The 19,848-nt window shown below is 66.5% G+C and carries 20 protein-coding genes; 6 read left to right on the forward strand and 14 right to left on the reverse strand.

The features are described 5' to 3' along the window. Positions 1-129: 129 nt before the first annotated feature. Positions 130-804 (reverse strand): response regulator, encoded by a 675-nt coding sequence (locus HWX76_RS00120; protein WP_050010908.1) that lies wholly within the window; start codon positions 802-804, stop codon positions 130-132. Between the two features lie 125 nt (positions 805-929). After that, complete coding sequence (locus tag HWX76_RS00125) at positions 930-2,171, reverse strand: multidrug effflux MFS transporter (protein ID WP_050010907.1); 1,242 nt, start codon at positions 2,169-2,171, stop codon at positions 930-932. Between the two features lie 102 nt (positions 2,172-2,273). Here HWX76_RS00125 and HWX76_RS00130 point away from each other — a divergent pair, with 102 nt between their 5' ends. From HWX76_RS00130 to HWX76_RS00150, 5 genes are all read left to right on the forward strand, one after another. Continuing rightward, positions 2,274-3,752 carry a PLP-dependent aminotransferase family protein gene (locus tag HWX76_RS00130; protein ID WP_176015327.1) on the forward strand — a complete coding sequence of 493 codons (1,479 nt, stop codon included), beginning with the start codon at positions 2,274-2,276 and terminating at the stop codon, positions 3,750-3,752. Between the two features lie 192 nt (positions 3,753-3,944). Continuing rightward, positions 3,945-5,045 (forward strand): ABC transporter substrate-binding protein, encoded by a 1,101-nt coding sequence (locus HWX76_RS00135; protein ID WP_124593296.1) that lies wholly within the window; start codon positions 3,945-3,947, stop codon positions 5,043-5,045. Between the two features lie 105 nt (positions 5,046-5,150). Then, entirely contained in the window at positions 5,151-6,923 is a 1,773-nt protein-coding gene (locus tag HWX76_RS00140; protein ID WP_050010904.1) for an iron ABC transporter permease, read from the forward strand. After that, positions 6,916-7,983 (forward strand): ABC transporter ATP-binding protein, encoded by a 1,068-nt coding sequence (locus tag HWX76_RS00145; RefSeq protein ID WP_176015328.1) that lies wholly within the window; start codon positions 6,916-6,918, stop codon positions 7,981-7,983. Before HWX76_RS00140 ends, HWX76_RS00145 begins: the two co-directional genes overlap by 8 nt. A 157-nt stretch (positions 7,984-8,140) precedes the next feature. After that, positions 8,141-9,232 (forward strand): porin, encoded by a 1,092-nt coding sequence (locus HWX76_RS00150; protein WP_089489303.1) that lies wholly within the window; start codon positions 8,141-8,143, stop codon positions 9,230-9,232. A 142-nt stretch (positions 9,233-9,374) separates the two neighbouring features. Here HWX76_RS00150 and HWX76_RS00155 read toward each other — a convergent pair whose 3' ends face one another. From HWX76_RS00155 to HWX76_RS00175, 5 genes are all read right to left on the reverse strand, one after another. Next, the gene (locus HWX76_RS00155) at positions 9,375-9,875 is read right to left on the reverse strand and encodes a hypothetical protein (protein ID WP_244137922.1); all 501 of its coding nucleotides are present in this window, start codon (positions 9,873-9,875) and stop codon (positions 9,375-9,377) included. Continuing rightward, positions 9,872-11,059, reverse strand: coding sequence for a DUF6402 family protein (locus HWX76_RS00160; RefSeq protein ID WP_176015329.1), 1,188 nt, complete (start codon positions 11,057-11,059; stop codon positions 9,872-9,874). Before HWX76_RS00160 ends, HWX76_RS00155 begins: the two co-directional genes overlap by 4 nt. A 79-nt stretch (positions 11,060-11,138) precedes the next feature. Beyond that, positions 11,139-11,483: a hypothetical protein gene (locus HWX76_RS36585; protein ID WP_244137923.1), complete on the reverse strand. Its 345-nt coding sequence runs from the start codon at positions 11,481-11,483 to the stop codon at positions 11,139-11,141. A 178-nt stretch (positions 11,484-11,661) separates the two neighbouring features. Next, positions 11,662-12,624, reverse strand: coding sequence for a zinc-binding alcohol dehydrogenase family protein (locus HWX76_RS00170; RefSeq protein ID WP_176015330.1), 963 nt, complete (start codon positions 12,622-12,624; stop codon positions 11,662-11,664). Positions 12,625-12,655: 31 nt separating this feature from the next. Then, the gene (locus HWX76_RS00175; protein WP_050010900.1) at positions 12,656-12,907 is read right to left on the reverse strand and encodes a hypothetical protein; all 252 of its coding nucleotides are present in this window, start codon (positions 12,905-12,907) and stop codon (positions 12,656-12,658) included. A 95-nt stretch (positions 12,908-13,002) separates the two neighbouring features. Between HWX76_RS00175 and HWX76_RS00180 the strand changes: the two genes are divergently transcribed. After that, on the forward strand, positions 13,003-13,794 hold the full coding sequence (locus tag HWX76_RS00180) for a helix-turn-helix transcriptional regulator (RefSeq protein ID WP_124630297.1): 792 nt from the start codon (positions 13,003-13,005) through the stop codon (positions 13,792-13,794). 75 nt (positions 13,795-13,869) lie between these two features. On the opposite strand, the gene hpaI is transcribed toward HWX76_RS00180, so the two are convergent. The 7 genes from hpaI to HWX76_RS00215 are packed head-to-tail and all read right to left on the reverse strand — an operon-like array spanning position 13,870 to position 19,769. Then, positions 13,870-14,676: a 4-hydroxy-2-oxoheptanedioate aldolase gene (gene hpaI / locus HWX76_RS00185; protein WP_124554174.1), complete on the reverse strand. Its 807-nt coding sequence runs from the start codon at positions 14,674-14,676 to the stop codon at positions 13,870-13,872. Positions 14,677-14,688: 12 nt separating this feature from the next. Continuing rightward, a complete protein-coding gene (gene hpaH / locus HWX76_RS00190; protein ID WP_089489299.1) occupies positions 14,689-15,492 on the reverse strand; it encodes a 2-oxo-hept-4-ene-1,7-dioate hydratase in 804 nt (267 codons plus the stop codon). Between the two features lie 20 nt (positions 15,493-15,512). Further along, positions 15,513-15,905 carry a 5-carboxymethyl-2-hydroxymuconate Delta-isomerase gene (locus tag HWX76_RS00195; RefSeq protein WP_124630298.1) on the reverse strand — a complete coding sequence of 131 codons (393 nt, stop codon included), beginning with the start codon at positions 15,903-15,905 and terminating at the stop codon, positions 15,513-15,515. Positions 15,906-15,933: 28 nt separating this feature from the next. After that, positions 15,934-16,782, reverse strand: a complete 849-nt coding sequence (gene hpaD, locus HWX76_RS00200; protein ID WP_050010896.1) for a 3,4-dihydroxyphenylacetate 2,3-dioxygenase — start codon at positions 16,780-16,782, stop codon at positions 15,934-15,936. Between the two features lie 47 nt (positions 16,783-16,829). Further along, a complete protein-coding gene (gene hpaE, locus HWX76_RS00205; RefSeq protein ID WP_050010895.1) occupies positions 16,830-18,293 on the reverse strand; it encodes a 5-carboxymethyl-2-hydroxymuconate semialdehyde dehydrogenase in 1,464 nt (487 codons plus the stop codon). A 25-nt stretch (positions 18,294-18,318) separates the two neighbouring features. After that, positions 18,319-19,083 (reverse strand): fumarylacetoacetate hydrolase family protein, encoded by a 765-nt coding sequence (locus HWX76_RS00210; RefSeq protein ID WP_050010894.1) that lies wholly within the window; start codon positions 19,081-19,083, stop codon positions 18,319-18,321. Continuing rightward, positions 19,080-19,769, reverse strand: coding sequence for a fumarylacetoacetate hydrolase family protein (locus tag HWX76_RS00215; RefSeq protein ID WP_050010893.1), 690 nt, complete (start codon positions 19,767-19,769; stop codon positions 19,080-19,082). Before HWX76_RS00215 ends, HWX76_RS00210 begins: the two co-directional genes overlap by 4 nt. Between the last annotated feature and the right edge of the window lie 79 nt (positions 19,770-19,848).

A 19,848-nucleotide genomic window follows, 5' to 3' on the forward strand; every position in this document is an offset into this window, starting at 1 on the left:
CGACGGGCATGGCGGGGTATTCGCGGCGCATTACCCTGCGCCCGGGCCGGAGGTCGTCGTTGCGAAGCCGGCCGGCGACGGCATGCGCCTCCTCGGGGGCCAGTGAATGACGGTGAGCGTGAAGGCGGATCACTCGTCCGCCTTCGCTTCGAGCAAGTAGCCCAAGCCGCGCAGCGTGACGATCGCGACGCCCGTGTTCTCCAGCTTCTTGCGCAGGCGATACACGTAGATCTCGATCGCGTCCGCGTTGACCGATTCGTCGAGCCCGAAGATCTTCTCCGACAGCGTGTCCTTGTTGATCGCGCGGCCGTTGCGCAGGATCAGCACCTCGAGCACCGAGCGCTCGCGCGGCGTGAGCGACAGCGGCTCGCCCGCGAGATGGAAGCCGCGGTCGATACTGTCGTACGAAAGCGGCCCGCATTCGACGCGCGAGTGCTCGTGACCGAGGCTGCGCCGGATCAGCGCGCGGGCGCGCGCCTCCAGTTCGGTCAATTCGAACGGCTTCGCGAGATAGTCGTCGGCGCCGAGATCGAGCCCTTTCACGCGGTCCTCGACCGACCCGTGCGCGGTGAGGATCAGCACCGGCACCGGATTGCGGCGCGCGCGCAGCCGCCGCAGCACCTCCAGCCCGTCGAGCTTCGGCAGCCCGAGATCGAGGATCACCAGCGCGTAATCCTGCGTGCGCAGCACGTGGTCCGCCGCCTCGCCGTCGGCCATGTGATCGACCGCGAAGCGCGCGGCGCTCAGCGCGTCGTTCAGCGACTGGGCCAGGTTCGGGTTGTCTTCGACGAGCAGCACGCGCATGGGGATTCCGGTAAGGTCAGCGACAGCCCGCTACATTACATGATCCTTTCCGTCTCCACGCCTCGCGCAAACACGGGTTGCGCGGGTGTTGCGAAGCGGCCGCGGGCGGCGCCGGCGGCTGCCGCTCAGCGCTCGGCAGCCGGACGGTTGCGCGCCGCGATGCGCGCATCGCCGGTCACACGCCGCTCGCGAAAACCGGCCACCACCGCGACGAACGCGATACTCGCGCCGGCCGTGATGGCGATCATCGGGCGCGCGGTGCCGTCCGACAGCCACGCCAGCACGCCACCGCACGCGGCCGTGATCGCCATCTGGATAAAGAAGAACAGCCCCGACGCCGTACCGGCGATCTTCGTATACGGCTGCATCACCGCGAACTGGCAGGCCGGAATCGCGATCCCGACCGCGATCATCACGACGAACATCGGTGCGACGAGGGCCGTCACCGAAGTCGGGGCGATCGCGCCGCCGATCCCCAGCACGGCGGCGCCGACGAGATTGACGGCCGCCGCCGCCGCGATGACCGAATCGGCTGACCAGCGCGCGCTGATCCGCGCGAACATATTCGAACCGACCAGATAGCCGAGTACGGTCACGCCGAAGATCGCCGCATAGACCGGCCCGGACACGCCGATGTGCCGCTGGAACAGCGTCGACGATTCCGCGATGAACGGGTAGTACGTGCAGTAAGCAAAGCTGATCGCGAGCGAATAGCGCAGGAAGCGCCGCTCGCGCAGCAGGCCGGCGTAGGTTCGCAGCAACCCCGCGCTGGCGCCGGCTGGCGGCCGCGCGTCGCATTCGCGCGTCTCGGGCAGGTAGCGCAGCACCATCGCGGCCGCGACCAGCCCGCCCGCCGCCAGCCAGCCGAACACGCCGCGCCAGCCGAGCCACTCGGCGATCGCGCTGCCGGCCAGCGGCGCGACCACCGGCGACAGCGCCATGCCGGCCGAAATATGGCCGAGCATCGTGGCCTGCGTCGCGGCCGGAAAACGTTCGCGCACGATCACGCGGCCGATCACGGTCCCGGTGCAGCCGCCCAGCGCCTGGAACATGCGCGCGGCGATCAGCGCAGGGATGCTCGTCGACCCTGCGCATGCGACGCTTGCGACGACGTACACGCCCAGGCCGCCGAGCAGCACCGGACGTCGGCCGTAGCGGTCGGACAGCGGCCCCGACACCAGCATCGACAGCGCATAGCCGACCATGTACAGGGTCAGCGTGAGCTGCAACTGCGCGTCGGTGCCGTGCAGCGCGTCCGCCATCGCGGGCAGCGACGGCAGGTACGCATCGATCGTGACGCGCGGCAGGCACACCACGAGCATCAGCAGGAACAGCCAGCCCCATCGGGGTAATGAGCGCGTCTTCATGCGGTGAGTCCGTTTCGGTCAGGATGGGTGGGGTCGACAGCAATCTAAGGCGAAAGTGATATAAGCTGAAGGGCCATTAAATCGACTATTGACTGGACCACTATGCCGCGAGGCAAAGCCGCGATTCCGCTGGATCTGCCGCGCCCCGCCGGGCTGTCGGGCGGCAGTCCGCAGTCGAAGCAGGAATGCATCGCCGACACGATTCGCGACGCGATCCTGAAACGCCTGCTGCCCGCCGACAGCCCGCTGCCATCAAGCCGAACGCTGGCCGCGCGCTGGGACGTCGCACGCGGCACCGTCGAAGCGGCATACGACATCCTGTGCGCCGAGGGCTACATCGCCCGCACGCAGGGGTCCGGCACACGGGTCTGCGCGGTAGTGCCGGACAGCTATCTGCGCGCGGCCGCACAGTCGCGCGACGGCGCCCCGCTCCACGCCGCCGCCTCCCCGGCGCCGGCCGCCGCGGCCGAACCCGAGCACGGCGTGCGTCCGGGCGTCCCGTTCGTCGCGCGGCTCGCCGATCCCGGCCTGCTGCCGATGCAGCAATGGAAGAAGGCGCTCGGCGCCGGCCTGCTTGCCGCGACGGCCGACGAGCTCGGCGCGACGCCGGCCCAGGGCGTCGACAGCCTGCGCGCCGAAATCGCCGCGTACCTGCGCGAATACCGCGGCATCCCGTGCGAGGCCGGCGACATCGTCATCACGACCGGCATCCGCCACGCGATCGACCTCGTCGCGCGCACGCTGCTCGCGCCCGGCTCGACGGTGCTGATGGAGGATCCCGGCTATGCGTCGGCGTGGCAGATCTTCACGCTCGCGGGCGCGACCGTGATCGACGTGCCGGTCGATCGGGAAGGCATCGACACCGCATCGCTGGACCGCCATCCCGATGCGCGCGCCGCCTACGTGACGCCGGCCCATCAGGCGCCGCTCGGCGTCACGATGTCGGTGTCGCGTCGGCTCGAACTGCTCGACTGGGCGCAACGCCACCGCACGTGGATCATCGAGGACGACTACGACGGCGAATTCAGCTACCAGACCGCCCCGCTGCCCGCGCTGAAATCGCTCGATGCGTGCGATCGCGTGATCTACTGCGGGTCGTTCAACAAGACGCTGTTTTCCGGGCTGCGCATCGGCTTCATGGTCGTGCCGGCGGCACTGCGGCCGGCACTGTCCGCCGTGTGGCACGCGACCGCGCGCTCGGTCGGCGTCGCGCCGCAGCTCGCGCTCGCGCGCTTCATCGGCCACGGCGATTTCGCGAAGCACCTGCGCGCCGCCCGCCACGCATACCGTCAGCGGCGCGACATCGTGCTCGACCAGTTGGCGAAGCATGCGGGCGGCCGATACACGGTGTCCGGCGAGCATGCGGGCTTTCATTTCGTGCTGTGGCTGCCACCCGGCATCGATGACGCTGCGTATGTGTCGCAAGCCCGCGCGGCGGGCATCGAGTTGCAGCCGATCCGCGGCTTCTGTCGAAGCGCCCGGTGCGAAGCGGGCGTCGTCGTCGGGTATGCGGCACTGACGGCCGCGCACGCGCGGCATGGCGGCCGCCTCCTCGGACAACTGCTGGCCGCGTCCGCGTAGCCGGCAACCTCGCCCCCTCTCCCTTTCGAACCCTGCCGCGCGCCGCGAAACCCGCGGCGGCGGCCGCGTCGACCTCGGGAAATCCATGACACGAACGGCACGATTGTGAACGGAAATGAAAGCGGGCTGAAAGTGCGTCGCACTTAACATCCGCGTCACTCGAACAACATCGACGCATCACTGGAGGAAGACATGCCGTTTGCACCGAAGCACCTCGCCGCCGCGCTGGCGGTCGTTCTGGGCGCCGCCGCCGGCAGCGCCGCCGCGCAGGTTCCGGCCGGCTACCCGGGGAACTACCAGGGCGTGATCGACGCCGCGAAGAAGGAAGGCAAGCTGATCGTCTACTCGACGACCGACACGGGCCTCGTACGTCCGCTGATCAAGGACTTCGAAAGCCTGTACGGCGTGAAGGTCGAGTACAACGACATGAACAGCACCGAGCTGTACAACCGCTACATCAGCGAGAACGCGGCGAGCAGCACCAGCGCCGACGTGCTGTGGAGCTCGGCGATGGACCTGCAGGTCAAGCTCGTCAACGACGGCCTGATGGCGTCCTACGATTCGCCGGAAAGCCCGAACGTGCCGCAATGGGCGCAATACCAGAAGCAGGCGTACGGCACGACGTTCGAGCCGCTCGCAATCGTCTACAACAAGCGCCTGATCCCCGAAAACGAAGTGCCGAAGACGCGCGCCGAGCTGATCAAGCTGCTCACCACGCAGGCCGACAAGTTCAAGGGCAAGGTCACGACCTACGACATCGAGAAATCGGGCGTCGGCTTCAACTACCTGACCCAGGACGCGCACGTGAACGAGAAGGTCACGTGGGAGCTGGTAAACGCGATCGGCGCGACCGGCCCGAAGCTGCAGTCGAGCACGGGCGCGATGATGGAGCGCATCTCGTCGGGCGAGAACCTGATCGGCTACAACATCATCGGTTCGTACGCGTACGCGAAGGCGAAGAAGGACAAGTCGATCGGCTACGTGTTTCCGAAGGACTACACACAGGTCGTGAGCCGCCTCGCCACCGTGTCGAAGAAGGCGAAGAACCCGAACGCCGCGAAGCTGTGGGTCGACTACCTGCTGTCCAAGCGCGGCCAGACGCTGATCGCGAACCAGGCGAACCTGTACGCGATCCGCGCGGACGTGACCGGCGAGACGTCGGCCGCGAGCCTCACGAAGGAACTCGGCGATTCGCTGAAGCCGATCCAGATCGGCACCGGCCTGCTCGTCTATCTCGACCAGTCGAAGCGTCTCGCGTTCCTGAAGCAATGGCAGCAGGCGATCAAGCGCTGATCGGCTTCGGCTGACCCAGGCTGCCCGCCGCCCGTCGCGCGGGCAGCCCCTTCTCCTCACCGACTTCCTTGAGGCGGCCATCCGGATGGCCGCAGGGGCGAACTCATGCTTTCAACCAGCACACGCGGCACGGCACCGGCCGTTCCGCCCGCCGTCGGCCCGCGCGACGCCGTTCCCGCGCTGCCGGTCAGCCGCCTGCAGCCGCTCGCCGGCATGCTGCGCTGGATCGTCGTCGCGGTACTGACCGTCGCGGTCGCGCTGCCGCTCGGCTTCATCCTGTTCCAGAGCCTGCTGTCCGCGCCGTTCTTCGACGCGAACAAGACGCTCGGCATCGACGGCTTCCGCTTCATCTTCAGCGATCCCGACTTCTGGTCGGCCGTGAAGAACTCGTTCATCATCGCCGGCGGGATGCTGTTCATCTCGATCCCGCTCGGCGGCATCCTCGCGTTCCTGATGGTGCGCACCGACCTGCCCGGCCGCCGCTGGCTCGAACCGCTGCTGCTCACGCCGGTGTTCGTGTCGCCGATGGTGCTCGCGTTCGGCTACGTGGTCGCGGCCGGCCCGGTCGGCTTCTACTCGGTGTGGTTCAAGGAACTGTTCGGGGTGCAGAACGTGCCCTGGAACGTGTATTCGATCTTCGCGATCACGGTGATCGTCGGCCTCACGCACGTGCCGCACGTGTACCTGTATTCGTCGGCCGCGCTGCGCAACCTCGGCTCGGACGTCGAGGAAGCGGCGCGCGTGACGGGCGCCCGCCCGTTCCGCGTCGCGCTCGACGTGAGCCTGCCCATGACGATGCCCGCGCTGCTGTTCGCCGGCGTGCTGGTGTTCTTCCTCGGCTTCGAGGTGTTCGGGCTGCCGCTCGTGCTCGGCGACCCGGAAGGCCACCTCGTGCTCGCGACCTACCTGTACAAGCTGACCAACAAGCTCGGCGTGCCGTCGTATCACCTGATGGCCGCGGTCGCCGTGTGCATCGTCGCGATCACGTTCCCGCTCGTGCTGCTGCAGCGCCGCCTGCTGAAGACCGCGAGCCGCTTCGTCACCGTGAAGGGCAAGGCCGGCCGCGCGACGGTGCTGCCGCTCGGCGTGTGGCGTTGGGTCGCGCTCGCGATCGTCGCGCTGTGGCTGATGCTGACCGTGATCGTGCCGATCTCGGGCATCGTGCTGCGCGCGTTCGTGACCAACTGGGGCGAAGGCGTCGCGCTCGCCGAGGTACTGACGCTGTCGAACTTCATCGAGCTGTTCGAGCAGGACAACCTGGTGCGCGCGATCGTCAACACGCTTGGCATCGGCGTGATCGGCGGCGCGCTCGCGATCGGCTTCTACTCGCTCGTCGCGTTCGCCGGCCACCGTCGCCCCGACTGGGCGACCAGGCTGCTCGACTACCTCGTGCTGCTGCCGCGCGCGGTGCCGGGCCTGCTCGCCGGTCTCGCGTTCCTGTGGATTTTCCTGTTCGTGCCCGGCCTGCGCGAACTGAAGAACTCGATGTGGAGCATCTGGATCGCGTACACGGTCGTGTGGCTCGCGTACGGGATGCGGCTGATCCAGAGCGCGCTGCTGCAGGTCGGCCCCGAGCTGGAAGAAGCCGGCCGCAGCGTCGGCGCGACGCGCAGCCGCGTGTCGCTCGACGTGACGCTGCCGCTCGTGCGCTTCGGCCTGCTCGCCGCGTGGCTGCTGATCTTCATGATCTTCGAGCGCGAATACTCGACCGCCGTCTACCTGCTGTCGCCCGGCACCGAAGTGATCGGCGCGCTGCTCGTGTCGCTGTGGGCGACCGGCGCCGTCGACCAGGTCGCCGCGCTCTCTGTCATCAACATCGCGATGGTCGGCGCCGGTCTCGGCGTGGCCCTGCGCTTCGGAGTGAAACTTCATGGATAAGCTCATCGTCGACGATCTGCACCTCAGCTACGGCGCCAACCCGATCCTCAAGGGCGTGTCGTTCGAACTGAAGGCCGGCGAAGTCGTGTGCCTGCTCGGCGCGTCGGGCAGCGGCAAGACCACGCTGCTGCGCGCGGTGGCCGGCCTCGAACAGCCGTCCGACGGACGCATCCAGCTCGACGAGCGCGTGTTCTTCGACGGCGCGCAACGCATCGACCTGCCCGTCGAACAGCGTTCGCTCGGCCTCGTGTTCCAGTCGTACGCGCTGTGGCCGCACCGCACCGTCGCCGACAACGTCGGCTACGGCCTCAAGCTGCGCCGCGTCGCGCCGGCCGAACAGAAGCAGCGCGTGCGGACCGCGCTCGACCAGCTCGGCCTCGGCCATCTCGCCGAGCGCTTTCCGCATCAGCTGTCGGGCGGCCAGCAGCAACGTGTCGCGATCGCCCGCGCGCTCGTCTACAACCCGCCGGTGATCCTGCTCGACGAGCCGCTGTCGAACCTCGACGCGAAGCTGCGCGAGGAGGCGCGTGCGTGGCTGCGCGAGCTGATCGTGTCGCTCGGGCTGTCGGCCCTGTGCGTGACGCACGACCAGACCGAAGCGATGGCGATGTCCGACCGCATCCTGCTGCTGCGCAACGGCCGCATCGAGCAGGAAGGCACGCCGGCCGAGCTGTACGGTGCGCCGCGCTCGCTGTACACGGCCGAGTTCATGGGCAGCAACAACCGCATCGACGCGCGCGTCGCCGCGATCGACGGCGAATGCGTGACGCTCGCCGGCGACGGCTGGGAGTTGCAAGCGCTTGCCCGCGACACGCTCGCGCCGGGCCAGGACGCCCAGGCCGTGATCCGTCTCGAACGCGTGCAGGTCGCCGACGGCCCGGGCGCGAACCGGCTGCAGGCCGACCTCGTCACGTCGATGTATCTCGGCGACCGATGGGAATACCTGTTCCATTGCGGCGACATGCGCCTGCGTGCGTTCGGCCATGTGCCGCGCGCGGCCGGCAAGCACTGGATCGAATTCCCGACCAACGACTGCTGGGCGTTCGCGAAAGCGGGCTGACCCGATCGCGGCGGCTCGCGCGCCGCCGCGCTGGCAGTCGAGCGCGTATCCCTTTGCGACTCGCATCGACGGACGCTTCATCGCGTCCGCCGATGGCGCGCTGCGTGCCCGTTTTCCGTTTCACCCCGCCTAAAACAACCCAGGAGACACCGTCAAAATGAAGTCACGCGCAGAACGTTCTATTCGAGCAGTAGTCCTCACCGGTTCGGCTGCAGCCGCCTGTCTCGCCGCGCCGGTCGCGCACGCGCAGTCGTCGGTCACGATATACGGGATCATGGACGCCGGCATCGAATTCGCGAACCATGCGGCACCGGAAGGCGGCAATTCGATCAAGCTGAAGTCGGGCAACAAGAACACGTCGCGCTGGGGCTTGCGCGGCGTCGAGGATCTCGGCGGCGGGTTGAAGGCCGTGTTCCGGCTCGAAAGCGGCATCGATCTCGCGAACGGTGCGTCCGACGACGGCCCGGACTCGATCTTCGCGCGCCGCGCGACGGTCGGCCTGAAAAGCAAATGGGGCGAGCTGACGCTTGGCCGCAACTTCACCGTCACGTACGACTACATGATGCCGTTCGACCCGATGGGTTACTCGCAGAACTATTCGTGGGCCTCGTCGTCGATGGCGACGGGCGGCCGCAAGGACGGCATGTTCACGCGCTCGTCGAACGCCGTGCGCTACGACGGCGAATTCAGCGGCTTCAAGTTCGGCGCGCTGTACGGTTTCGGCAACGTGCCGGGCAGCGTGAAGACCAGCTCCAAGTACGATTTCGCGATCGGTTACGAGACGGGGCCGTTCGCCGCCGTCGTCACGTTCGACCGGCAGAACGGTGCGGCCGACAGCGTCACGCCGGCCGATACCGTCAACTACATTCAAGGCATCCACGCGGGCCTGAGCTACGACTTCGGCAACCTGAAAACGATGGCCGGATACCGCAATTACAAGCGCACGTTCCGCACCACGGCGGCGAACCAGTTGAGCGACATGGTTTGGCTCGGCGGGTCGTACCAGTTCACGCCGACGTTCTCGCTGATCGCGGCCGTCTATCACCAGAACATCAAGGGCGGCACGGATGCCGACCCGACACTGGTGTCGGTGCGCGCGCAGTACGCGTTGTCGAAGCGCACGGTGCTGTATGCGGCCGGGGCGTTCGCGATCGCGAAACACGACCAGAAAGTCGGCGTGTCGCGCGATTTCAACGGGTATGGCACCACGCAGGTCGGGGTCACGGCGGGGATTCAGCAGCGGTTTTGAGTCTGACCGAATGGCACGGGCGGCGGTACATGTGGCCGCCCGCCTCTATTCGATGCGGTGCCGGTCCTCGTGCGCCGTCGCGCATTATCCTGCGCCATTCGGGCGCACAATACGGCATCGGATAAGCACGAAGTGCGGTCGACTACGGCAACATAGCCTTGAATCGATCGAACAGTGTAGGCGGTAGCTTGATCTCGCCATCGCCCTCGACGGCAGAATCAAATACCAAGGATTCCTTAGTCCATACCAAACGGACGGCATCCGGGTACGTGTAAGTACGCTCGGCAAGCAATCGCATGTCAGATGTCCGATACAGTCGCAAAAGAATGCGGTCCCCAGGCAGATAGGTGTATTGCGCCGTGTAGCGCCCCCCATCGTTCCTGGAGAGTTCGGTATCAAACTGAGTCGCTCGTGCGCGGACGTGCGCATCCTGATAGTAAGAACCGGCGCAGCCCAACACAGTCACAGCTGCCACGCCAAAACCGAGCGCTCTCATTCCAGATCTCATTCGTGCGGCGCGCCCCTCTTGGTGCGCGAGGCTGTATAGGACAACTGTCAACATGCATGCAGCGATTCCGAACAGCGCGATTGCTGCAAGCGCAACGATACCCGCCCCTTGCATGGTGGTCGCCAATCCGTTCATTCGAAATACACCGTTATTGGTTTGTCCAGCATAATCGGCTTGTAGTCGGAAAATATGATGAAGTCACCGCCTCGATGATGTCTGGCTTGCCAGTCTCGGAACGAGCGATTCCGGACCGGATAGTAAACCTTCCCTGGCTCATAGAGGTTTGCGACCGTACTGCCGGACACGACCGGAAAATCAAACCACGGCTGATCTGCAAGATTCGCTGCAGTGTAACTTGGCACGATAATCACACCGTTTTTGCTCCAGTGGCCCAGGTACTGGGATCGTGAATCTGCAGCCCCGTCAAAGGAATACCCATCCCTGACGTATATAACGATGTGGGTGACCGTCGCCTCCTTTCCTTCGGCGTCGAAGATAACGCGAGCTACCCCTGCATACAGATTGAAAGCCCCCAACGCACCGGTCAGGTCGTCAGGAACACCGGCATCCGGAAGCCGCCGCACAGCCTGCAAAGCTTTCTGCTCAAAGGAACTTTCCACAGCCGCTCGCTGGAACTGGAATTCCTTGTGTAGCTTGCGAATATCGTAGCCGCTGACCGTCCAAGGCGATACATCCCCGCGTCTGCGATAGCGACCAAGAATGTCCTTGAGGGTTTCATATGCGCGCGGGCTGTATATGTCGACATTCACGAGATTATCGTACTGCCTCTTGGCACGCGCGTGCTTGAGAACCCAATCCAGTTTTATGGTGGTTCGATCGATCATCGACTCCGGGTAGAGTTCGCCGTTCTGATTGATCTCGTTCCGCTGATCTTTTGATGTGGCCGAGTAGTTAAGCTCTCCTGCAAACCACCGCTCCATCAGTTTCGCCGAAACTGGCATATGCTCTTTGCGCATAGCATCGGGAATTTGCTGAATATCGAAAGGCGGCACCATCCTTTCCTTCTCCATCGGCTTCGGTTGCTTGGGCGGAACAGGCGTATCCAGCCATTTCCTGAAGCGAGAAAACGCAGCCGCGACCCTTTCGATGTCGTCCACCATCTTGTCGAGCGAATCGCGCTTGTCGACTCGCGCAACGGGCGTAGATTGCTCTACTGAGGACTCGCTCACCGGCGGAGCCATTGCTAGTGACAGGCCGAGATCACACGCCGGGATGCCCCCATCGTCCCCGTCGCATAGCTTCCATTTCCAAATCAGCTTGTTGATCCTTAAGTATGGGATTCTATCTTTATCGCGCACCGTGCGTTCCCTTGCGTTGTGGAATCCCGGACCATACAGGCCCACTCACCGCCTCACAATGTTCCGCATGCGCCATTCATCAAAAATCACGGATCCGATGGAGTCGCGAACGCGAAGCATTCCGCATCACCTGACATGGATTCCACATGTATTCGTTCGTTTCTGGCGGAAAACGCATGTCTCGAAACAAGCGCCAGGCAGCCTCGCGGTGTAGGACAAGGCTCCCAAGCATCGTTGCCAACTGTGAACGGCGACCCTGACATTCGTAGCCCATCCCGAACTCCTGCGCTTGCCGACTCAACTCGTCCATCGCACTGGCGCTCGCCTGATCGTGTTCGGTCTTGTAACGCATCGGATCGATTCGAGCAGCTTGATCAGGTGTGGACGGCACCTCACGCTCCGCCGGCAAGATCGTATCGGACATCGAGGTATGGGGCATCGCGCACTCCCAAGCGGGTTCTCAAATGCACCATCTTATTAGCAATGGCGAAATTCGATAGCCTCCCTGACAAGACCTGCGAACCTCGCTCTCAATACGCGCGGTCGCCCGTCTTCTGGCCCTTCCCCTTGGCAGACGATGGCCGTTGCACGCCCGTCGCCGTTCAGTCAGCGCGCATCGTGAATACCAATCGCACGACGCTGCTCGCATCGCCCCAATGTTCACCGACCGCCGACAACGCCACGGTGCGCGTGTCGATCGTGAGTCCTGCATCCCCCGCCGCTTCGAATACGCCGCGCACCGACGCCAGCAAGCGCGGCAGCGACACGCTGCCGATCCCGCTGCCCATCAGTTCGATCGCGGTCGCCCGCAGCACGGCGCCGGGCACCAGCACGTCCGCGCCGCCGATCGAGCCGATCTGCACGAAACGCAGCCGCCGCCCGCCCGGTGTCGCTTTCGCGGCGGCGCCCAGCAGCGTCCGCGCGCTGGCGCCCCACAGATAATCGAGCACGACATCCACGCCCGCGCGGAAATGCGGTTCGAGCGCCCGCGCCAGATCGGCGTCGTCCTGCTGCAGCGACACGACGGCGTCCGCGCCGGCACTCAACAACGCCTGCAACGCGGCCGCGTTGCGGCCCGTCGCGATCACCTTCGCCGCGCCGAGATGCTTCGCGATCCGCACCGCGAGCCGCCCCGACGTGCCCGTTGCGCCATTGAGGAGCACCGTCTCGCCCGCGACGAACCGCGCGCGTTCGGTCAGCGCCGCCCACGACGACATCCCGGGAATCGCGATCGCCGCGGCGGTGACATCGCCAAGCGTGTCCGGGAGCGGCACGCACTGCGTATCGGGCACGATCGTGCGTTCGCCCATCGCGCCGAACGGCGTGGGTGCACCGAAGAAGTAGACGCGCCGACCGTCGTCGAGACGCCCCACGCCGTCGACACCGACGACGAACGGATAACCGCCAACGGAGGAATAATGCGTACCCGCCGCGCGCCCCTGCGCGATGCGGCTCAGCGCGGACGCCGTCACGTCAATCAGGCTGTGGCCCAGCATCGCGCGCGGCGTTTCGAACTCCGTATAAATCGGGCGCTGTCCAGCGCCTTCAACGACTGCTGCTTTCATGGTGGTTCCCTCAATCCTGGACGGTGGGCCTTTACCGGGCATCGAGCCACGCGCGCAGCGCGGGATCGCGTACTTCCAGTACGTCGAACAGGCCGAGCGCACGCAGTGCAGGCAACGCGTCGATCGCATCGGCCTCCGCGCGCGCCCTCTCCGCCGGCGCGGCGTTCGGATCGGTCAACACACGCGCATTGACCAGAAACGCACCGACGGTCCCCTTGCGGATCGTCGTTCCGCCGGCATCGATTTGATTGGCATGGTCGGGCAGCATCTGTTCGGCTCGCATCGCGTCTTACTCCGGTTGTCATCGATGGACGCAGTGTAGGCGTGCGAAACCGGCCGATCTCCGGTATAACGGCCATTCGATACCGATATCCGGCCATGTCCGATCCACTCCTGCCCGCCCGCTTCGTCACGTCCGACGACGGCCCGTTCGTGGTCGCCGCCGTCCTGTCGCAACGCGACCCGCGCATCACCGCGCCGCATTCGCATGCGCGCGGCCAGCTCGTCGGCGCGCTGAGTGGGCTGGTGACGATCGGCCTCGACGACCAGGAATGGGTCGTGCCGGCGATCCACGCGATCTGGATTCCGCCGCATTGCCGGCATTCGCTGCGCTCGTTCGGGCCGATTTCGGGCTGGTCGGCGTTCGTCGCCGAAGCCTGCTGCGCGACGCTGCCGGCGACGCCGCGCGCGATCCGCACGACGCCGCTGCTGCGCGAAGCCGTGCAGCGCGCCGCAAGCTGGGGCGACTCGGAACTGGATGCCGCGCAGACCCGGATCGCCGACGTGATCCTTGACGAAATCGCAGCATCGGAAGCCGAGGCGCTGGGGCTGGTCCGTCCGCGGGACCCGCGGCTCGTGAAGATCACCGATGCGCTGGCCGCGGATCTCGCGAACGACCGGCGGCTGGAGGAATGGGCCGAATGGGCCGGCATCGGCGCACGGACGATGAGCCGCCGCTTCGTCGCCGAGACGGGGCTGACGTTCGCGCAGTGGCGTCAGCAGGCGAGGCTGCTGCGAGCGCTGGAGCGCATCGCCGACGGCGTGCCGGTGACGACGATCGCGCTCGATCTCGGGTACGACAACGTGAGCGCGTTCATCGACATGTTCCGGCGTGCGCTGGGGACGACGCCGGGGAAGTATATGGAGACGGGAAGGCGAGCGGAGGAATAGATACGGCCATGCGCGTGCATGAAGCCGCACGGCGAACGGCCGGCGGTCAGCAGACAAAAACCGCCCGCCACTACGTCAATACGTGCCGTCGCCCTTCTTCACGACATCGCCGCCGTTCCCCTTGAACTGCGCGGCAAGCCGCTCCGCGCTCCGTGCCAGCAGCGTCGTATCGACGCCGACCGCGACGAACAACGCACCCGCTTCCAGATAGCGCCGCGCAGCCGCTTCATCCGCGCTCAGGATGCCCGGCGCCTTGCCGGCCGCCTTGATCGCGCGGATCGCGCCATCGATCGCGGCCTGCACGTCCGGGTGCCCGGGGTGGCCGAGATGACCGAGATCGGCCGCGAGATCGGCCGGGCCAATGAACACACCATCGACGCCGTCGACCCGCGCAATCGCATCGATCGCTTCCAGCCCCGCGCGTGTCTCGACCTGCACGAGCACGGCCATCTCGTCGTTCGCGCGATGCAGGTACTCGCCGACGCGATTCCACCGCGACGCGCGCGCCAGCGCGCTGCCGACGCCGCGCATCCCGTGCGGCGGGTAACGCGTCGCGGCCACCGCCGCGCGCGCTTCGTCGGCGCTCTGCACCATCGGCACGAGCAGCGTCTGCGCGCCGAGATCGAGCACCTGCTTGACGATCACCGGATCGTTCCACGGCACGCGCACGACCGGATGCGACGGATACGGCGCGATCGCCTGCAGTTGCGCGAGGATCGTCGGCACCGTGTTCGGCGCATGCTCGCCGTCGATCAGCAGCCAGTCGAAACCGGCACCCGCGACCACTTCGGCGCTGTACGGATTCGCGAGACCGAGCCACAGGCCGATCTGCGCGTCGCCGCGTGCGAGCGCGGCCTTGAAGACATTCGACGGCATCTGCATCGTTCGCTCACCTCACTCGAAGTAGCACTGGATCGTCCCGAGCGGGCCGTAGTCGACGCTGAACGTATCGCCCGAACGCGCCGCGCACGGCCGCGTAAACGATCCGCCGAGCACGATCTGCCCCGGCTCCAGCGCGACGTCGAAGCGCGACAGCCGGTTCGCGAGCCATGCGACGCCGTTCGCCGGATGGTTCAGCACGCCGGCGGCGACCCCGGTTTCCTCGACCACGCCGTTGCGCGACATGATCGCCGCGACCCAGCGCAAATCGACGTCCTGCGGGCGCACCGGCCGGCCGCCGATCACGACGCCCGCGTTCGCCGCGTTGTCGGCGATCGTGTCGAACACCTTGCGCGGCCGTTTCGTGTCGGGGTCGATCGACTGGCTGCGCGCGTCGATGATCTCGAGCGCCGGCACGACGTAATCGACCGCGTCGTACACGTCGAAGATCGTGCAGTTCGGGCCGGTGAGCCGCTTGCCGAGCACGAACGCGAGCTCGACCTCGACGCGCGGCACGATGAAGCGGCCGGTCGGGATCGTGCCGCCGTCTTCGAAGAACATGTCGTCGAGCAGCGCGCCGTAGTCGGGTTCGTCGATCTGCGACGTGTTCTGCATCGCCTTCGACGTCAGGCCGATCTTGTGCCCCTTCAGCGTACGGCCTTCCGCGAGCTTGAGGGTCACCCACGCGCGCTGGATCGCATACGCGTCGTCGATCGTGATGTCGGGATGGTCGAGCGAGATCTGGCGGATCTGCGTGCGCGCACGCTCGGCGTCGTGCAGACGGTGCGCGAGCTGGTCGATGATGGCGGGTTCGAGCATGATCGGATCGGGAATGGGGTTCAGCCGGCCCGCTTGTAGCGGGCGTGGATGTTGTTGTGCTTGTACGAGCCGCTTTCGCTGAACTCGGTCAGTTCCATCGACAGCGCGAGATAGCGTTTCGCGTACAACTCGGCGAAATGGGCCTTGATCGCGTCGAACAGCGCGTCGCACGCGGCTTGCTTCGTTTCGTCGCTGCGGCCCGCGCCGATCTTCAGCGTCACGTGGACGAACGCGTCGTCCTCCGTGCCGTCGGCGACGCAGTAGTCGTGCAGCTCGATCGCGCGCGAACGGATGCCGCCGGTCGGGAACACGCCGCCCTGCGCGATCAGCGTCGCGTTGATCGTGCGCAGCAGCGCGGGAATGCGCGCGCCGTCGCGGATGTTCTCGGTGTATTCGACGACGATGTGTGGCATGGCAACGCTCCTGATAGGTATGCGGCGCTCAGGCGAGCGGGAAGATCGCGTTGATCTGCCCGGTGCCCGAGCTCGCGAAATAGTCGGTGACGATCTCGACGGGCTGGTCGTAACGATCCCAGCCGAGCAGCCCGAGCAGCATCGCCGTGTCGTGCATCCCGCCTTCGCCGTGGCAATGCACGTTGTACTCGGGCAGCATCGCGCAGAAGGTCTTGAAATCGCCCTGCTTCCACAGCTCGACCACGCGCAGGTCGACCTGCCGGAAGAATTCGCGGCTGATCTGGTGGATCGATTCCTCGGGGCTGCCGTTGTCGTTGAAACGGTGCGACAGCGAGCCACTCGCGAGGAACGCGACGTTCGAATCGCTCTTCTCGATCGCCTCGAGCAGCGCCTCGCCGAAGCGCCGGCTTTCGTCGAGCGTGTGCCACATGCACCAGCCGGCGATCGACACGACCTTGAAGTGCTGGTCGCCGTTCATGTAGCGCATCGGCACGAGCGTGCCGTATTCGAGCTCGAGGCTGTCGATCTCGTGCGCACGCGTCGCGACGCCGCGCTCGGTGGCCGTTTCCGCGATCAGCCGGCCGAGCGCCGGGTTGCCCGGATACGCGTACTGCATGTCGCGGATGAAATGCGGCAGCTCGTTGCTCGTATAGGTGCCCGCGAACCGCGCATTGCAGTTCACGTGATAGCCCGCGTTGACGAGCCAGTGCACGTCCGACACGACGATCGTGTCGACGCCGAGCGCGCGGCAGCGCTCGCCGATCAGCCGGTGGCCGCGGATCGCCGCTTCACGGCAGCCGTGATGCTTGCCGGGCAATTCCGACAGGTACATCGACGGCACGTGCGTGATCTTCGCGGCGAGGGACAGTTTGCCCATCGTTCAAGTCTCCGTATGGTTCTTTGCGGCGAATCGCTACGCGCCCGTTACACGCCCCAGCGCGGGACGTGATGCGAACCCATCGAGATGCACACGTTCTTGATCTCCGCGAACACCTCGAAACTGTACTCGCCGCCCTCGCGCCCGGTGCCCGATTCCTTCACGCCGCCGAACGGCTGGCGCAGGTCGCGCACGTTCTGGCTGTTCACGAACACCATCCCGGCCTCGATGCCGCGCGCGAGCCGATGCACCTTGCCGACGTCCTGCGTCCAGATGTACGACGCGAGGCCGTACGCCGTATCGTTCGCGAGCCGCAGCCCTTCGTCTTCGTCGTCGAACGGGATGATGCACGCGACCGGCCCGAAGATCTCTTCCTGCGCGATGCGCATCCGGTTGTCGACGTCGGCGAACACGGTCGGCCGCACGAAGTTGCCGTTGCGCAGATGATCGGGCAGCCCGGCCGGCTTGTCCGCGCCGCCCGCGACCACGCGCGCGCCTTCCTGCTCGCCGATGCGGATATAGCCCGTCACCTTTTCCCAGTGCTGGCGCGTGATCATCGCGCCGAGATTCGTGCCCGGATCGGCCGGATCGCCGACCACCAGGTTGTTCGCGCGGCGCGCGAATTCCTGCACGAAGCGGTCGTAGATCGTGCGCTGCACGAAGATCCGCGAGCCCGCGGTGCAACGTTCGCCGTTGATCGAGAAGATCGTGAATAGCGACGCGTCGAGCGCGCGGTCGAAATCGGCGTCGTCGAAGATCAGCACCGGCGACTTGCCGCCGAGCTCCATCGAATACTTCTTGAGGCCCGCGCGCTCCATGATCCGCTTGCCGGTGACCGTGCCGCCGGTAAACGACACCGCGCGCACGTCAGGATGCCGCACGAGCGCGTCGCCGGCCGTCGCGCCGTAACCCTGCACGACGTTCAGCACACCGGGCGGAATGCCGGCTTCGAGCGCGAGCCGGCCGAGCTGGTCGGCCGTCAGCGGCGACAGCTCCGACATCTTCAGCACGGCCGTGTTGCCGAGCGCGAGACATGGCGCCGTTTTCCACGTGGCCGTCATGAACGGCACGTTCCACGGCGACACCAGCGCACACACGCCGACCGGCTGGTACAGCGTGTAGTTCAGCATCTGGTCGTCGACCGGATAGGTGCGGCCGTTCATCTGCACGCACACTTCCGCGAAGAAGTTGAAGTTCTCGGACGCGCGCGGAATCAGCTGCTTGCTCGTCTGCGCAATCGGCAGCCCGGTGTCCTGCGTCTCCAGCGCCGCGAGCATCGGCACGTTCTTCTCGATCAGCTCGCCGAGCTTGCGCATCAGCTTCGCGCGCGCCTTCGCCGGCGTGTTCGCCCATTTCGGGAACGCATCTTTCGCCGCGCGCACGGCCGCGTCGACCTCGGCCTCGCCGCCCGATGCGACGTCGGTGATGACGTCGCCCGTCGCCGGGTTCAGCGTCGTGAAAGTGTCGCGGCTCTCCACTTCGCGGCCGCCGATCCAGTGCTTGATGGTCATGTGCTCTCCTTCCTTGGCGACGGCCTCAGCCGGCGCGATAGTAGTCCGCTTCGCCGACGATCGTGTTCACGAGCCGGCCGATTCCTTCGATTTCGGTCACGACCTCGTCGCCCGGCTGCGTGTCCGCCAGCCCCTCGGGCGTGCCGGTCAGGATCAGGTCGCCCGGCGAGAGCGTCATGAAGCTGCTGATGTGCTCGATCAGCGCCGGCACGTCGAACACCATGTCGCGCGTGCTGCCGCGTTGCGTCTCGCGGCCGTTCACGGTCGTGCGCAGCGTCAGGTCGGCAGCGTCGCCGATCTCGTCGCGGCTGACGAACCACGGCCCGAGCGGCGTGCAGGTGTCGCGGTTCTTCACGCGCAGGTTCGGGCGGTAGTAGTTTTCGAGGTAATCGCGGATCGCGTAGTCGTTCGCGACCGTATAGCCGGCCACGTAGTCGATCGCCTGCGCGCGGCTCACGTGACGCGCCGGGCGGCCAATCACGACGGCCAGTTCGCACTCGTAGTGCATGTGCGTGGCGTCCGCCGGGCGCACGGTCAGCGACCGGTGACCGACGAACGTGTTCGGCCCCTTCAGGAAGATCAGCGGCTCGCTCGGCGCGTTGAACGCGAGTTCCTTCGCATGGTCGGCGTAGTTCAGGCCGAGCGCGAACGTCGTGCGCGGCGCGACGGGCGGCAGCCACACCACGGCATCCTCCGCCACCACGCGCCCCGTATCGATGCGGATCGCGCCGTCGCCGGCCGGTTCGGCCGCATGCAGTGCGCCGTTGTAGATCACGCGCGCCGTCTTCATCGTGCTTCCTCCGCCATCAGCGTATGCCGCAGCGTGCCGATGCCGGCCGCGGCGATCTCGATCGTACTGCCCGCGCGGGCATGCGGTGCGCCGCCCGCGACGCCGAGCAGCAGCACGTCGCCCGCGTCGAACGACATGAAGGCCGTCACGTCGGCGATCAGCTCGCGCACCGGGCGAATCAGCGTCGCGGTCGACGCGGACGCAGCCACCTTGCCGTCGATCCGCACCGTCAGCCCGATCGCGTCGACATCGGCGAGCGCGGCGGCCGGCACGATCGCCGGGCCGAGCGGGCAGAAGCCGTCACGGCACTTGAAGCGCACGGCCGGACGGTAGTAATCGGGGTGCGGCACCGATACGTCGCTCGCGAGCGTGAAGCCGTGCACGTAGTCGAGCGCCCGCGCGGCCGCGACGCGCGTCGCGCGCCGCGCGAACACGACGGCCACCGACGCACCGATTTCCAGCGCGTCGACGCCGGCCGGCACGACGACGGCGGCGCCATCGGCCGCATGCGTGTTGGCCGATTTGATGTACAGGACCGGCGCCTGCGGCGGACGGCCGTAAGGCGGTGCGTTCACGGCGTCGCCGAGTGCGGCGAGCGCCCCGCGCTCGTTGAGCAGCGCGCCGTAGACGGTACCGATGGCGACCGGCAACGGCGGCGCCGCGGCGGTCGTGCAAGACAGCTCCATGCGTCATTCCCCTGCCGCGCGTCGCGGCGCATCATCAATAGTTAATATCTTAAGTAAACAATCGGGCGCTGACAACCTC

Origin of the sequence: Burkholderia sp. BCC0398, assembly GCF_902833245.1 — a bacterium.
Taxonomy (GTDB): domain Bacteria; phylum Pseudomonadota; class Gammaproteobacteria; order Burkholderiales; family Burkholderiaceae; genus Burkholderia; species Burkholderia sola.